Source organism: Fibrobacter sp. UWB13 (genome assembly GCF_900177805.1).
Lineage (GTDB): Bacteria > Fibrobacterota > Fibrobacteria > Fibrobacterales > Fibrobacteraceae > Fibrobacter.
This window is the reverse complement of sequence record NZ_FXAX01000001.1, coordinates 1752158-1767558: the sequence shown is the minus strand read 5'-3', so window position 1 is coordinate 1767558 and position 15401 is coordinate 1752158. Positions and strand designations below refer to the sequence as shown.

The following is a 15401-nucleotide window of genomic DNA, read 5'->3' as shown; positions in this document are numbered from 1 at the left end:
ATGTTAAACGGCCCATTGCGCGTCCGTAAGAATGGGCTTCTTCATAGCTTCTGAAGATATCTGTTTTATGTTTTCGTTTTCTTCTCATATTTGTGAGTTGTTACTGAATTGTTGACGCCATTTTTGATGTGCTGATTCTACGATTGCTGTGTTTTGTAGAAGTATTTCCATTGCGAGCGTGAGACCGAGGCTGAAGTTTTCGGAAGCATCTCCGCCGAACATGTGGCTCATTTCATGAACATAGGTGGATAAACCATCATAGAATTTATCGGCTTCGATAATGGAACGCTTTAGGTACACACAGTCAATTTTATTCTTAATACATAAGTGCATCTTATTAAATTGTTTTCGCTTGTTTTTACAGACTGTAGCCATTCCGTGATAGGTTGCTTTGGGATTTGTTATGATTTTGTGGGATGGCCATGGATCTGCAATAAAAAAGTCGGGGAATAATTTTTTGCATGTATCTTCAAGAATTGAGAAACAGTTCCTTTCTATTTCTGTGTGAATGTCGTCATCTTTTACAAGTCCGCCATTTCGTCTACATTCATCTTCGAGTGATGAATAACCTAACAATGAAAATGGTTCACCGACAAGAATGTATTTGTCATGAACTTTTTTTGTACCAACAACGGGCTTCTTGCCTCCAATTCATTTGTATTTTGCTTAGGGTTGGGTAGAGGTACAGAAGATTCGGATATTTGTCTTTGAATTTTTTGCAATATTCAGAAGAAAACAAAATGTTATACAGTAACCGTCGGAGGACAGAAGTCCAACTTTCGAAATCGAAACGGTCTGTGCTGTTGGATATCCAGACACGTCTCATTTTTTCAACGATTTTAAAGGAGGCTTGTGCTGGCAATAATGCGCTCATTCTTTTGAATACGGTTACAACTTCCATGTCTAGGAGTGAATCTCGTTCACGATCGTTTTGCTCAAAGTCATGTAGGCATACTACAAGATCGAACGGATTTGAACCTCGAATTTGATAGCCACAGAAAACAATTCCTTTTCTGCCGTAGCTGTAATTATACGGAAGTTCGTTATCATATTGTTTTTTGCTGCGTGTGTAGACTGCTCCATCACAGTTCTCCCAAATTTTTTCTCCTAGGAGCTCGTTTTCAGGGTGGTAAAAACTTCTTAAAGCGGTTTTGAATATGTTGAAATCTGCAATTGAAACGCCTTGCAGGATTAGCTCGCTTTTAGGAATGCTTGTTTCTGATTCTGTCAAATTGTATGCGAGCATTTTAACATTTTGTCCATCTATCGTTTGGTCTGTGCAAATGACATTGATGCTCCAGTTTCCAGATGACATTTTGATTTCCCAATGCTTATCACGGAGTGCGCAGAGAGAGGCTATTTTGAAGCCTTCACCGAAATAACCGGCGTGTTTTTCTTCTGAATTAGTTTTTGTTGACGCTCCGATATGCAATAGCCATTCGTAGCTGAATGAGGAGTCTTCGACTCGCATGGTTAATGTTCCGTCACTAAATTCGTACTGAAAACGTTTTGCCCATTGGTCTACGGGAACCGAATCGTAGAAATTTTGGATATAATCTCGCAAAATTTGAAATGAATCCCAATGAACGGGGTATGTGAAAACGATGTTTAATGGAATGATTTTGGATGTTCTTTCCATTTCTACTCCTTTAGTTTTTCGAAAATTTTAACGCCCCTAAATTTATACTCCTCACGATTTCGCTGTCAAGGGGTCGAACTTTTACTGGTGCTCTGATGAAAGTACTACACCATTTGCTTCTATTAAAATTTTGAATTATATTATAGGTGTATTAAAATTATGAGGATTAAATGCAGGTTGTGTACGCAGATAAGGAATTGGCTCGCTGTGCGGGTGATAGGGCTTATGCAGTGAGAAAAATGGGGCAAAGACTAGCGGATACTTATTCGACAAGAATAGATGCTTTGCATAGAGCGGTTGATTTAGACGCTTTGAAAAATGTGGCAGGCCGTTTCCATGAGTTAACCGGCAATCGTGCAGGGCAATGGGCTTGTGATTTGGACCATCCGTATCGGCTTATCTTCAAGCCGGTTTTGAATAGTGACGGAAATGTCATCGGATTGATTGTTGAACAAACAGTTTCTATTCTAGAAATTGTAGATTATCATGATTAGGAGTACTTATGCAGGTTTATAGATGTGATGAATTAGCTGTAGTGACGCCACCTGGGCGGCATCTTGCTGAAAAAATCGAAGAAATGGGCCTTGATGCCAATGATTTGGCTGCACGCATGGGCTACACGCCCAAGGCTGTGAATGACATTTTGCAGGGAAATTGCCGAATCACGCCCGAATCGGCAATTTCTCTTGAAATGGTTACGGAAATACCTGCTGGGTTTTGGCTGCGTAGTCAGATGGCTTACGACGAATTTTTGTCGCGTGAGAAAATTAAGGCTTCGCTTATGGATCAGTCCCTTTGGAAAAAGTCTTTCCCCGTGGAACTTGATGTCCGCGAATGGGTTCGACAAAAAAAGGATGAAAGCAAATCTTTGATGCCTCTGCTGAAATTCTTTGCAGTGGCGTCCCCACAGGCGTGGGATGGTTATTACAAAAAGGCTCAGCTGAAGGTGGCGTTCCGTATTTCGCTTGCGGAGGTCAAGGATCCGTATGCGACTTCGGCGTGGATTCGCCGTGGCGAGATTCTGTCGGATCAGGATCCGATGGAAAAGCTGGGGCAGCCTGCGGTTCGTAAAAAGCTTAAGGCGGCGCTTCCTGAAATTATTGCGTTTGCGGCTGCAAACAAGAAGTTGCCGAAGCGCGAAAAGCGTATCACTTACTGGACGCCCGAGGCGGAGGTGGTTGACGATTGCATGACAGGCTTGCAGGCGCTATGCCGTAAGATTGGTATTCGTGTGTTGTTCGTGCAGAATTTCAAGAGCTCGCCGATTCACGGCATGTACCGTTGGTACAAGGATGTCCCGCTAATCCAATTGCACGACCGCTTTAAAAAACGTGAAACGATGTGGTTCACTTTCTTCCATGAGCTTGCACATGTGCTTTATCATGGCAAGAAGGGAATTTGTTTGCAGAACATCGAAATTACGCACAACTATCCCGAAAAAGAGGACGAAGCCAACTGCTTTGCGCAGAAGTGCATGCTGGAGGCTGGTTTCGACGCTTAGTATGTCAACCCGAATCCGTATGGGAAGAGTCCTTTTTTCCCATCGCCAACGTTGATCGGGATTTGCTTGGCGTCTTTGGGCCAAGTGTGGGGGAGTTTGCCCGTGGGCTTGACTTTGCCAAAGAGCACGTCTGCAACACCTGCGCCTTCGCTGCCGGGGAGCCATGCGACGACGAATGCATCGGCTACGTTGATGAGCGAGGTGATGGGGAGCGGGCGACCGGTGATGAGTACAACGACCACTTTGTGACCTGCTTTTTGCCATTCCTTAATTTGTGCAATGTCGTTATCGGTGCTGTTGAATGACATATCGGTTCTGGCTTTTTTGGTGATGATCTTGTTGTTGAAATCGTCACCGCGGTAGTCGCCGAACCATTCGGCATACGGAACTTCACCGATAACATAAACGATTGTCTTTGCTTCTTCGGCGGTGGCGACGCGTGCGCCATTGGCAACTTCGTCAAAGCCTGCTTGGATTGATGTTGCGCCGGGGACGTTTTCCATGGTGCCTTGCCAGCCTTGCGTCCATGCACCGCATTGTAAGCCGGTGTTGTTGGCGTGGCTACCGGTGACGAAAATTTTGTCTGTAGTCTTGAGCGGGAGAACCTTTTTATTCTTGAGAATGACGAGGCTCTTTTGCACAGCTTCGCGGGCGAGTTGGCGGTGCTCTGCACTGCCGATGTTCTTTGTGACGCCAACGTAAGCGGCTGGGCCGCTCGGATTGTCTATTCTGCCCGCGCGGATTTTTGCACGCAAGATTCTGCGGCAAGCGTCCTTGACGCGATCTTCGCTAATCGCACCCGATGCAACGAGCTCCTTCATGTTCTTGACAAAGCTTTCGGCGGATTGCGGAACCATTGCCATGTCGAGGCCTGCGTTGATAGCGTTCTTGATGGCGTCTTTCGAAGAAATTCCGGTAACGAGTCCGGGCGAGTAGTCGCCTGCGGCGCCCGGTGTTGTGGAACTTTCGATGCCTTCCCAGTCGGCGATGACGTAGCCGTCAAATGCAAGTTCGGTCTTGAGAATGCCCGTGATTTTTGCGGAGTCTACGTGCTGGTGGATGCCGTTTACCTGGTTGAAACTTGCCATGACGCTGAGGGCGCCTTGTTCAACGCCAGCTTCGTAAGGTGGCAAATACTTTTGGCGGAGGACTTTGTCTGTCATGGTGGCGTTGCCGCGGTCGTAACCGTTATCTGTGGCACCGTCGCCAATGAAGTGCTTGAGCGTGGTGATGACGCGCCATTCGGCATCATTGTTGTCTCCCTGCTGGCCGCGTACAAATGCGGCTCCGAGGTCAACGGCGAGTTCCGTTGTTTCGCCAAATCCTTCGTACACACGGCCCCAGCGTTCGTCTTGCGGAACGGTGATGGCGGGTGCGAAGTTCAAGTCGATGTGTGCTGCCCACATTTCTTCAGCAACGGCTTGCCCGATTTTGCGGACGAGTGCGGAATCTCGCGTGGCTCCGAGCCCGATGTTATGCGGGAAGATTGTTGCGTTATTCACGTCGGCGACGCCGTGGACGTTGTCCTTGCCGTAGATGACTGGAATTTTCTGTTTCCAAGCGTTGGTGTAGAAGTCTGCTGTGTAAGCGCCGCCGCCTTCGAGGGCAGAACCGCAGATGCTGTTGCCGCATTTTACGGTCGGTGCTTTGGCTTGCGTCATTTGGGCAATCATGTCGTCAAGTGTCATTTTTGCCATGATGCTGTCGATGCGAGTTTCAATCGGGTCGCGCTTTAGCGTGATGCTGCCGTAATTCTTTTTGCCGGGAACAACGCTGAGTGTTTCGGGCAAAAATCCCGCTTTGCGTACGACGATGCTTTGGCCTTTCTTGGCATTATTCAAGCTGAATGCACCCTTGTCGTTCGAGAGCGTTCGCGCGTTGGCGATGAGCTTCGGAAGAGTTCTAACGGTGACAGCCGCGTTGTGGATGGGAGCGCCGGATTCGTCAACGATGGAACCGCTAATTCCTGCCTGTGCAGTGGTGATGGCTGCGATTGTCGCAAAAGCAAAAATGCCGATTTTTGAAAGATTCATAATTTACCCTTTCTACAGAATAAATCTACATTCAAAAAAGCGGGCGTGAAAACACGAGCCCGCTTTTTGCTGTGTACGTCTGGAAACAATTTTATTCTTTTCCGCCGGACTTTGTGGGCGTTGTAATTGGGGTCGTCGTGTTGCTCAATCGTTTGAAGCTTGGAGTCAATTCGTCGATGCAGCCGACGATGTTGTCGCTGGAGGTCCAAAACTTGATGTTGTGAGCCCCTTCGCTAAGGGAATAATTGAGGTACCATTTGCTGCCTTTGGGGCAATTGTTTAGGCTGACGTTAGATTCGGCTGACCAGTTGTAATCGTTTTCTATGGCAATGTAGGTGAAGTTTGTGGAGCTTGCGATTCCGAGGCTGTTGCCTGCAGGGGATCTGTATCCAATCTCGTGCCAGGTGCCGCCTTTCCCATGTTCGAAAGCGTATGTTTCTTGCAATTTCATGTAGGTGCCTGCGGCGACGCTAATTTCGGAAGCTTTGGATTTGTCAATAAAGCCGAACAGCTTAGGAACGGCAACGGCGGCCAGAACGCCCATGATGACGATCGTGACCATTAGTTCGATAAGGGAAAAACCTTTTTGCTCCATATTGCTCCCTCTGTATTATGCTTATAAAAATAAGATATTTACAGAGGAAATTGTAGAATGAGGACAAAAAATAGCGTTACCTTGTTAGATAACGCTATTCGTGGGGCCTCCCGGACTTGAACCGGGAACCAACGGGTTATGAGTCCGCTGCTCTAACCGATTGAGCTAAAGCCCCAGTTCACCCAAAGTTAGTAAATATTTTGAAATTGTCTTTGCCCACTCGTAGTGGAATCCGCTGTAAGCATTTACGACGCATTTGTCCCAATCGGCGACTTCCGTGTTGTACACACTGATGGCGTCCTTGATGCGACGAAGCATCTGGTGCGGAGCGTTTGCGTCATCGACGAGGAATGCGTTGGCTTCGCCTGCGGTCTCGAGGGTGTAGTCGGTGAGCATGCTTGCGATGCCGACGTTGCGGCCCGTGAGCGGGAGCGTACCTGCAGCCATGGCCTTGAGGATTATCGAGGCGGACGGCTCTTGCAGGTTTGCCGCAAATAGAAGGTCCGAGGCGGCAAGCGTGTTGCGTAATTTTTCTCTGTTGTTCGCTTCTTCGGAATCGAACTGGAGGATGCGGATGAAGTTGCCGTACTGGTGAGAAACTTCCTGGTAGTAGTTCCATTCGGGGTGTTCTGGCGAAATGCCCACGATGATAAGGACGTTCTCTTTGGCGATGTCCGAAAGGATGGTCGCAAGCGTTTCGGAAGCGTTGCCCGACTCCATGTCCATGTGGCTGTAAATGATGAGCTTGTTCGAAAGATCCATGTCGAACTGGCGGCCGAGGCTCGCCTTGGCGATACGCTTCGCTTCTTTGATGGGACGCTTGGCTTCGTCGTTGAAGTCCCAGAACTTGTAGTTCACGCCGAACTGGATGCCGAGGAGCTTGCTGCTGTTGCGGTTCAAGAATCCGCTGAGACCGCCGGGGAGGTTCGTGTTAAGCATGGCGTCGCGATAGCCTGACGATGGGAACAGGACCTTGTTGGCGTACAGGATGCCTGCCTTGAGGAGGCTGACCTTGCCCCAGAACTCGTAGCCGTCCATGTTGAAATCCTTGCGCGGGAGACCGATTTTTTCGATTTCGCTCGGCTGCACGTGGAAGTCGTAAGTGATGTTATGGACGTTGAAGAAAAACGGGATGTTGTGGAATGCTTCTTGGTAGACGGTGTGGCAGAGTGCACCGACGAGGGCACCACCCCATTCATGACCGAGGATTGCCTGGAACTGGATGCCGCTTTGCGCGCTGTAGGAGAGCACTGCCGAGGCGAACATGGCGAATCTCAGGTGGTTGTCGCTGTAGGGGAGGGCGTGCGGTGGTCCGTAAACATAGGGCCTGCCGAAATATTCCTCATTATATATATAAGTGTGGAGGGGGTCGTCTTCAGAACGCCAGACTTCGAACGGCTTGTTCTGCAACGCTTCGACGCCTTGATAAACGCAATGATACTTGTCGGGATCGATAATATGGTCTTTATAGAATGGCGAACAAGTAATAACCTGAGAACCGGCGTTGGCAAATGCCTGCGTCATGCAGTTGACCGCGGTTGCGAGGGGGCTCGGTACCTTCCAGTTCCCCGCTTCTGGAGTTACGACGAGTATATTCATTGGTTTTTATACACTCCAAATAAAAATTTACCTACAAAAGTAAGTATGTATAAATTTATTTATTTAAATTTCAACTGAAAGGGTGTATTTTACTTTTTAACCTGATAAATAGTCCTTTTCAATATTTTTTATTAAAACTTCATCTGAAGGATACAAAATGAAGAAGATTTTCATTGCTGCTTTGGCTACTGCCGTCGCCTTGACGATGACTGGCTGTAAGGGTACTAACGAAAAGCGCGGCGACGAACACCTTAAGGAAGGCCGTTTCCGCAATGCTATCAACTCTTATCTTGAGGCAAAGAAGAAGGGCAAAATGTCCGATGAATTCTTTGACAACTTCACCCTCGCTCTCGTGCGTGCGGGCGATATGGAATCCAAGAAGGACTTGAGCAGCGATCTTATCAGCAACTACTTTGAAAAGGCTGCATCCAACATCGGTAAGGTCAAGGAAGACGCAACCGTTGAAGAATATGTCAAGACGCTCGGTGAAATCGGTAAGCGCCAGGCTGCACAGGAAGGTGTTGACTACGCTACGATCATCAACGCTTTTGCAAAGATTGACTCCGCTGAATCTGTCGCAAAGACCCGCCACGTTGCAGAATCTGCTATCAAGAGCATCCGCGAAGAAACCGAAAAGCTCTATGTTGCTCGCAACTTGCAGGAAGCTTTGGGCGAAGACGATCCGGTCGTGAAGGAATACTTGCTCCTCCGCATGGCTGAAATGGCTCCGACAAATCAGGAAATCCAGAATGCTTTGAACAAGAGCCGCAAGGTCACTCGCGGTTACTTCCTCATCTTCGGCGAAAACGTTCCGGACTTGAGTGGCAAGCAGCGTGTGGACAAGTGGGGCTACGTGATGGCTCTCCCGACTATGAAGCAGTCCAAGAATGGTTTCTCTTGCGAACTCCAGTTCTGGGCTTCTACGGGTAACAACACTGAACTCGACCCGTCTCAGATCAAGCTTGTTTCTACCGAAGGCAAGGAAGTCTATGCCAAGGGCAACACGGGCTGGTGCGAAGCCGAAGTTCTCGTAGGCAAGAAGGGTGACGAAAAGATTGAAAAGAAGCAGAAGAAGTTCAAGGGCAAGGGCAAGTTGATGAACGAATTCCAGTGCTCTGTGAACGTAAGCTTCTCTTATCCGAATGGCTTTGTTCCGGACTACATCGAATACAAGGACCAGTACGGCATTGGTCGTAAGTACCTTGGTCACTAATTCGTAACGGAATTTAAAGACTGTTTCAAGGCTCGCCGCGGATGCGCGGCGGGTCTTTTTTTGTTGTCACCTTTTTTACGACGAGATGGTGATGCCGGCACCCCGGAACATGTCCGGGGCAGGTTCCGGCCGGCATGACAGTTGCAAAAAGCTGTTATGTCTTTCTTGTCATCCTCGACCGAAGGGAGGGGATCCATACAATAAAAAATCCCCGGCAGTATTGCCGAGGAACTAATTACAATCGTCTAATAGCTATTGACCAATAGCCTATGACTATTGACTAACCACTGATTAGAAATCTGCGTGGGCGCTCATGCCGAGGGAGAACTTGGTAGCTTCGCCGACGACCGGGTTCTTGTCCTTGCTGAAGTTGTAGCCGAACCAGAACGTGACATTCGTGTTGAGCGTCGGGTAGAGGTAGAAGTTCATGCCGAGGAACTTGAATTCGTCCTTGCTGACTTCGGCATCCGGATCATGGTATTCGAAGCTAACGCCGAGAGCGAACTTCTTTGTGATGTTGAAGCTCGGTTCAATAGCGAAGAGCATCTGGTCATCCGTGAAGATCTGGTCTGCTGCCTTGTAGCCGTCATCCTTGTTGACGATTGCATAGAAGTAGCTCATGCCCAAGTTGAAGATGTTGTAGTTCAAGCTCGGTTCAACGAGGAAGGAGTGGACGGCGTCGCCCTTGTACGGGTGGAGACCGTAGACGGCATAGATGCTGTAGTTGAGGATGTCGAGACTCTTGGAGTAGTCGAGTTCAGTACCGAAGAAGTAGGTGTAACCACGACCGACTTCAGAACCGAAGACCCAGTCCACGCTCGGGGTAATGGTCAGGTGTTCGTCTGGGCGGTTCAAGAGCTTGAGGGCGTAAGTACCGAACACGGCGATTGCTGCCTTGCTGTCGTCGGTTGCGCCGATGTAGAACTTACCGTCGCCAAACTTGTTGTTGCCAACTTCGACACCGAAACCACGAACGCTCTGATCGCGAGAAATCACGGCATAGCGGCTCGGATCGCGCCAGAAGTAATAGTTAAATGTACCTGCATTGTAGGTCAAGTCACCGAATACGAAGCTTACATCCTGGAACGGCTTCCAGCGGAGTTCCACGCCGTCAAAGTTGAAGGCGGTGTAGCGGTCTTTGTCGCTAGTAATGGAGGTCGAACGCGGGAGACCATGGCGGATTTCTGATGCCTGGTCGGAGTTCGTGATGTTGCTCTTTGTGTTCGTGAAAACGGTTACAGAAACGTTTTCGTCGAGGTTTGCCGTTACGGACAAGTCGATGTCCTGGTTTGCGGCGTTTGTCGGGTCAAAATCTCTGTCGAAGTAGCTACCGAAGTCAAAATCGACATTTCCATGAATTTCGATGTCTGCAGCCATGGCAAAACCGGTAGCGGCAAGGGCAATCGGCAAAATGAGTTTACGCATACAATCCTTCCAAAAAAGAAAATTTGGTTTTTACGTGCAAAAGATAGAAATATCTTTATCGCAAGACCAATGTTTGGCTCCATCTTCCCTTAAAAATACGAATTTGTTACGCCTTGATGGATTGAGTTTTGTAAATTTGATAGAGTCTTTAATATAGGTGGATATGAAATTCTCCTCCCGTTTTTTTGTTTTTTTATCGCTTGCCTTGGTGCAATGTGTTTTTGCGTTGACGGCGGATCAGGTTTTGGACAAGTCCAAGGCTTGGTTCAAGTCGGGGCGTGCCTGGAGCCTCAGTTTTAGGGCTCAACTTTATCAGGCGGATTCTCCGGATATCAGAACCCAGTCGGGTAGTCTCGTTGTTGCCGAGGGCGACAAGTTCAAGTTGGATCTTTCGGGAATAAAGTTTTATAGTGATGGCGAGAGCCTTTGGCAGTGGAATGTGGACCAGAAGCAGGTGCTCATCAAGGCGGTGGAAGACTTGTCGAGTTCACTCCATCCATCGGAACTTTTGTTCAAGTACTTGAACTGTAAGGCGCTCGAAATGGGCGAGGGCGAATTTGCTGGTAAAAAGCTTTGGATTTTGAAGCTCGACCCGTCGAAATATGCGGGACAGTTTACCAAGATGGAAGTTTGGCTTTCCAAGAGTGATTATTCCCCGGTGCGCCTCTTTACGGAAGACCCCGCAGGGAATTCAACTTGGTATGGCATTATCGACATGAAAGTGGTCAAGAATATTTCTAACGATGATTTCAAGTACAAGCCTGTTGCGGGCGTTGACGAAATCGATATGAGGTAGCTTGTGAAAAAGGGCTTGATGAAAAAATTTATGGCGGGCCTCCTTATGGGGGGGGCGTTGTGTACAAATGCTCTTGCTGGCGAAACGCTGTTTAGCAACTATGTGCACGCGGTGGCACCTTCGGGTGAAACTGGAGCTTTGTGGGCTTTTTCGTGGGACTATTCTTATAGCGGCTTGACATTGCTGAAGTTTAAGGTGACGAGCAATGGGACTGTGATGACCGAGTCTACGGACAAGGCTCAAGTCGAGTCGGATACGCTAACGGCTGTGTCGGATGCCATCCTTGAAGACGATCTTGCAGAACGCAGGCGCTTACCCGCTGTTTATGCGGATTCAAAGCTTGGGCTTGTGCTCCCGATGTTTGGAATGGACAAGAATAACCGCTACTTGATACCGGCGGGCTTTTATTCTGTTCGTGACTTGAAGAACATTGTTGAAACTCCGGTTGATGTCCCGTCTGCGGCAGATGACTTGGATAAGCCGATGCAGTATGCTATCAGCGGTTTTGCTTATGAAGTTTCGGCAAAACGCCTTTGGGCTGCCCGTGGCGCATTGGGCTTGATGGTGTACGATGTTTCTGGCAAAAACGGCGCCAAGGATACGACGTTTGTTCTGAACCTAAAGACGAATAAGCTTGAAAGGCTCAAGGATAATGCCGAACTGGATTTGAAGAACAATCCTGAAATTTTCGATGTGCGTGTGCACCCGGAAACTGGTGACCTTTGGCTTGCAACGGCTAAGGGCATTTGGGTCAAGTCTTCGGACGGGCTCAAGAATGTTTCGAAGAACCTTAAGGATTCCCGTGTGACGGGGCTTTGGATGGGTGGTGAACCGCTTCAGATTATTGCAGAAACTGCCTACAAAAAAGACGATAATGTGGTGGGCGGACTTTGGCGCATGTATGGTGAAAAGGCTACTGACTTTTCCAAGGTAAATTTCCTCGATACGGCAGGCAAGGTGCAAAAGAAGGATATCTATGACGAAGCCGATTATACGGTAGGCGATGTCGCTTTCTTGGGTAAGAATGCTTTTGTACTGGTACGTGCCGTAGGTGGTTCGATTAGCGGTTACCTCAAGCTGGATTCGCTTGGTGCGCATGCCTGGGAGCAAGACGACGATGGAAAGCTCCAGTGGCTTTATGGCTATGAAACGGGAGCTACGGACCGCAAGGCGATTATCATGTCGATGTGTACTTTCCCGCTTACGAAGGATCGTATGGGGCTTGCCATTGCGACTCGCGGAAACGGTGTGTCTGTGTCGGCGGACTCCGGTGCAACATGGAGTGTGGTGCTGAACCGTGCAAAGCTGAACAACAATCTCGGAAGCATCCGTATGGTGCCTTCTGTGATTACGCCGGGCAGCGAAGCGCTTGTTTCGTATAAAGTGGGTCGTGAATCAAAAATTACGATTGAAGTGTTCAGCTACGATATGCGCAAGGTGCGTACGATTGTGAAAGATGCGGTGCGTAATGCCGATGCTTCGCGTAGCACGAATCCGAAGGAAGACATTTGGGATGGTCGAGATGACCATGGCAAGGATTGCACGATGGGTGTTTACTACATCAGGGTAAAGGATAATCACGGTCACATTGGCTGGGGCAAGGCTATGACGCTCGGAGGTAACTTCAGATGATTAAGTTTAAGAATCTTGTAGTTACAGCTATGGCTGTGGGTGCTTTTGCCTCTTCGGCGATGGCGCTTGGCTTTACGAAAAAGTCTGAGCTTGGCGGTTTTGATGGCTTTGTCGAACGTATGGGCGGCGGTGTCCGTGAACTGGGCCGTGGCAATACGGGTTCTGCGGATACGGCTTCTATGCCGGGCGCTTTCTGGAACCCCGCTTTGCTTGGTTTCCGCGAGGATATTGGATATACGCTGAACGTTGAAAAGCGTGACTTGGACCGTCTGGGTGGCGCCTTTGGCGTTGAAGGCAAGGTCGGTAAGCGCATGGGTGTCGGTTTTGCCATGCTTTACCGCGGTGACCGCGATTTTAAAGTGATTGACGATGACGACGAAACGATGGGTACGGCGAAACCGTTCTTCTCGATGTTCTACTTAGGCTTTGCCTACCGCGCCACACGACAAGATGCTTTCGGTCTTTCGCTTTCGATGAGCTATGATAATTTGGATGTGGCTCAATATTTCGAAGGCATCGAGATGGAAGATTCCTTCCGCAGCCCGGTGACGATTAACTTGGCTTGGTTCCGTCAGTGGAACGAAAAGTGGTCTTCGTCTGTTGTTATTCGCAACTTGAGCTTTAGTAAGAACTTGTCTGCAAAGTGGACGAAAAACCCGAGCCGTGATAATACATTGAGCTCGACGGAAGGCGTGCGCCCGAAGGTGTTGCAGATAGGTCTTGGCTACCGTTCTAAGATTATGGGCAAGCCTGTTTATGCTTGGATGGAAGCGATTGACTACCAGGTTGCCGATACGCTTTTGGCTTTTGACCCGCAGCTTCATGTTTGGACAGGTCGCGTCGGTTTTGAATGCGAGGCTATCCCTAATGCGACGTTCCGCGTAGGTATGGACGATTTGAACTGGATGCTCGGTGCTGGTTACAAGTTTGAAATTCGCGTGGGTAGGAGAAGGTTCCCGATTGAAGTGAACTATGCGTTCCTTTACGAAACGAGTGCGGGAATTTGGTCTCCGTTCAGCCTTGGCTTGCGGGGATACATTCCTTGATTTCTAAAGTGTTCATTTCGAAGGTGCGCAGTCTAGAATCGATGGACTGCAACTTCGATGCTCACATCAATGTGATTTGCGGACCGAATGGCTGCGGCAAGACGACGATTTTGGAGTCGATTTATTTGCTTGCGCAGGGATTCTCGTTTCGGTCGCGTGATTTGCGTGAACTGATTACATGGAAGCAGAACGAACTGATTCTGCGCGGTGAATTTGAGGACGAGGGGCGCGAGCGGAAGCGAGCGCTTCGCGTGTTTTCTCGCGGGAGCGAGGTTCGTGAAAACGGTGAAACGCTTAAGTCTCCGACGGCGTTTTTCGGGACGTGCCCGGCGGTGATTATGCAGCCTTCGGATATTGAGCTTTTGCGAGGTGGACCTGATGTGCGCAGGCATTGGCTCGATGAAATTCTCTGTTTCCGTTCTTCTGCAAATTCTTTAGTGTTGCGCAATTACAAGCGCGTGCTGCAACAGCGTAACAAATGGCTTAAGGAATTTAAGCAGAAGGGTTCTGCGGTCGGTGGCGAAGACTTGTTCCGTGTGCTGACGCAACAGCTGATAGATCTTGGTGCCAAACTTTGGGCGGCGCGAATGGCGCTCTCGAAAGAAGTCTCGGAAATTATTACGCGGTACTATCGCAAGCTTTCGGGCGGGGTGGATGAAATCACTTGCGCTTACAAGAGCTCGATTCTCAAGACGCTGGATGCGCTTGATATGGCGGACCCGCTGTCGGATGAGATGATGGATGAGATTCCGGCGGGTGCGATGAATGCTAGCGGAGAGTGCGCGGAATGTTTTGCGGACGGTTCTGGGAATGTCGCCGGGAGTGCGGCGGACGGCTCGGATGTTATTAGCGAGGAAATGTTGCGGAATGCGTTTGCGCGAAAGCTCGCGGATTTGGAATTCGTAGAACGCTTGCAGGGAATGACAATGGCGGGGCCGCACCGTGACGACTTGGCTCTGTGTGCGTCTGGTTACGAGATGCGTTCTGTCGGGTCGCAAGGGCAATGCCGCTCGGCGGCGGTTGCGATGCGCTTTGCGGCGGTCGATGTGGCATCGCGTTACTTGACAAAGCCGATTTTGCTTTTGGACGATATTTTCGCCGAGCTTGATGTGAACCGCCGTGATGCAGTCGCTTCGCTCATTCGCGAAAAGCAGTGTCAGGTGGTGATTGCGACGCCACAGGCTGAAGATCTGCCGTTTAAAGCAGATGCAATGTTTGAACTGAAGATTTAGTTAATGGTTGATAGTCATTAGTCATTAGAATTTTTTTTCGTATTACGAGATGGCGACCCCGCAACAGGTGCGGGGTGACAATAAAAAAACGCGCAACTGGGTTGCGCGTTTTTTGCATCGGGGGCGTTACGGGGACCACCCCGTTAGAAGGGGTAGCGAGCAACGTCGTGCGAGGTAGGGGGAGGCTTCCCCCTTTTTAATTATTTGTTCTTCAAGAGGTCGCGAATTTCGGTGAGGAGCTTTTCTTCGGCGCTCGGTGCCGGAGGTGCTGCCGGAGCTGCGGCTGCTTCAGCTTCTTTCTTCTTGCGCATGTTCTGCATAAAGCCGAGGAATTTCTTCATCATGAGGAACACGGCGAATGCGACGATGAGGAAGTTCAGGACTTCACCGATGAACGTGCCGTACGGAATGGCGATGCCTTCGGAGGTCGTGTAGACGAGCGTCTTGATGCCTTCGCCTGCGTTCTGGCCGCCGCACTTGGCAATGACTGCAGTGACGAGCGGCATGACGATGTCGTTCACGAAGGAGTTAACGATTTTACCGAAGGCGGCACCGATGATGATACCGATGGCCATGTCGACGATGTTGCCCTTGAAGGCAAATGCCTTGAATTCTTCAATGAGTGAAGCTGCTTTGTTTTTGATTCCCATTTCTTTCTCCTTGTTGGGTTGTTTAACGTTATTAAATAAT

Annotated in this window: 13 protein-coding genes and 1 tRNA gene; 7 read left to right on the top strand and 7 right to left on the bottom strand. The window is 49.1% G+C overall.

The window, feature by feature from the left end; translation table 11 throughout:
* Positions 1-607: 607 nt before the first annotated feature.
* Positions 608-1639 carry a hypothetical protein gene (locus B9Y77_RS07375; protein WP_085491041.1) on the bottom strand — a complete coding sequence of 344 codons (1032 nt, stop codon included), beginning with the start codon at positions 1637-1639 and terminating at the stop codon, positions 608-610.
* 170 nt (positions 1640-1809) lie between these two features.
* Between B9Y77_RS07375 and B9Y77_RS07370 the strand changes: the two genes are divergently transcribed.
* Both B9Y77_RS07370 and B9Y77_RS07365 read left to right on the top strand, forming a co-directional pair.
* Positions 1810-2133, top strand: coding sequence for a type II toxin-antitoxin system RelE/ParE family toxin (locus B9Y77_RS07370; RefSeq protein WP_085491040.1), 324 nt, complete (start codon positions 1810-1812; stop codon positions 2131-2133).
* An 8-nt stretch (positions 2134-2141) separates the two neighbouring features.
* Positions 2142-3140: a HigA family addiction module antitoxin gene (locus B9Y77_RS07365; RefSeq protein ID WP_073423472.1), complete on the top strand. Its 999-nt coding sequence runs from the start codon at positions 2142-2144 to the stop codon at positions 3138-3140.
* Here the strand turns inward: B9Y77_RS07365 and B9Y77_RS07360 are convergent.
* The 4 genes from B9Y77_RS07360 to B9Y77_RS07345 all read right to left on the bottom strand — a co-directional run bounded on the left by B9Y77_RS07360 (position 3137) and on the right by B9Y77_RS07345 (position 7367).
* The gene (locus B9Y77_RS07360; protein ID WP_085491039.1) at positions 3137-5173 is read right to left on the bottom strand and encodes a glycoside hydrolase family 3 N-terminal domain-containing protein; all 2037 of its coding nucleotides are present in this window, start codon (positions 5171-5173) and stop codon (positions 3137-3139) included. The genes B9Y77_RS07365 and B9Y77_RS07360 overlap by 4 nt on opposite strands.
* Before the next feature lie 91 nt (positions 5174-5264).
* Positions 5265-5768: a type IV pilin protein gene (locus B9Y77_RS07355; RefSeq protein WP_085491038.1), complete on the bottom strand. Its 504-nt coding sequence runs from the start codon at positions 5766-5768 to the stop codon at positions 5265-5267.
* A 101-nt stretch (positions 5769-5869) separates the two neighbouring features.
* Positions 5870-5943: transfer RNA gene (locus tag B9Y77_RS07350), tRNA-Ile, on the bottom strand.
* Complete coding sequence (locus tag B9Y77_RS07345; RefSeq protein ID WP_073423469.1) at positions 5934-7367, bottom strand: glycogen synthase; 1434 nt, start codon at positions 7365-7367, stop codon at positions 5934-5936. The genes B9Y77_RS07350 and B9Y77_RS07345 overlap by 10 nt, the downstream gene beginning before the upstream one ends.
* Positions 7368-7524: 157 nt before the next feature.
* On the opposite strand from B9Y77_RS07345, the gene B9Y77_RS07340 reads away from it, so the two are divergent.
* Positions 7525-8580: a hypothetical protein gene (locus tag B9Y77_RS07340; protein WP_085491037.1), complete on the top strand. Its 1056-nt coding sequence runs from the start codon at positions 7525-7527 to the stop codon at positions 8578-8580.
* A gap of 291 nt (positions 8581-8871) precedes the next feature.
* Here B9Y77_RS07340 and B9Y77_RS07335 read toward each other — a convergent pair whose 3' ends face one another.
* Positions 8872-10005 carry a hypothetical protein gene (locus B9Y77_RS07335; RefSeq protein WP_085491036.1) on the bottom strand — a complete coding sequence of 378 codons (1134 nt, stop codon included), beginning with the start codon at positions 10003-10005 and terminating at the stop codon, positions 8872-8874.
* A 163-nt stretch (positions 10006-10168) separates the two neighbouring features.
* Between B9Y77_RS07335 and B9Y77_RS07330 the strand changes: the two genes are divergently transcribed.
* From B9Y77_RS07330 to B9Y77_RS07315, 4 genes are read left to right on the top strand one after another with little or no spacing between them, the layout of a single operon-like run.
* Complete coding sequence (locus B9Y77_RS07330) at positions 10169-10801, top strand: LolA family protein (RefSeq protein ID WP_085491035.1); 633 nt, start codon at positions 10169-10171, stop codon at positions 10799-10801.
* 18 nt (positions 10802-10819) lie between these two features.
* Positions 10820-12433 (top strand): hypothetical protein, encoded by a 1614-nt coding sequence (locus tag B9Y77_RS07325; RefSeq protein ID WP_254899957.1) that lies wholly within the window; start codon positions 10820-10822, stop codon positions 12431-12433.
* A complete protein-coding gene (locus B9Y77_RS07320; RefSeq protein WP_085491033.1) occupies positions 12430-13479 on the top strand; it encodes a PorV/PorQ family protein in 1050 nt (349 codons plus the stop codon). Before B9Y77_RS07325 ends, B9Y77_RS07320 begins: the two co-directional genes overlap by 4 nt.
* Complete coding sequence (locus B9Y77_RS07315; protein ID WP_085491032.1) at positions 13476-14711, top strand: DNA replication/repair protein RecF; 1236 nt, start codon at positions 13476-13478, stop codon at positions 14709-14711. The genes B9Y77_RS07320 and B9Y77_RS07315 overlap by 4 nt, the downstream gene beginning before the upstream one ends.
* A gap of 200 nt (positions 14712-14911) precedes the next feature.
* On the opposite strand, the gene mscL is transcribed toward B9Y77_RS07315, so the two are convergent.
* On the bottom strand, positions 14912-15361 hold the full coding sequence (gene mscL, locus B9Y77_RS07310; RefSeq protein WP_085491031.1) for a large-conductance mechanosensitive channel protein MscL: 450 nt from the start codon (positions 15359-15361) through the stop codon (positions 14912-14914).
* Positions 15362-15401: the final 40 nt, after the last annotated feature.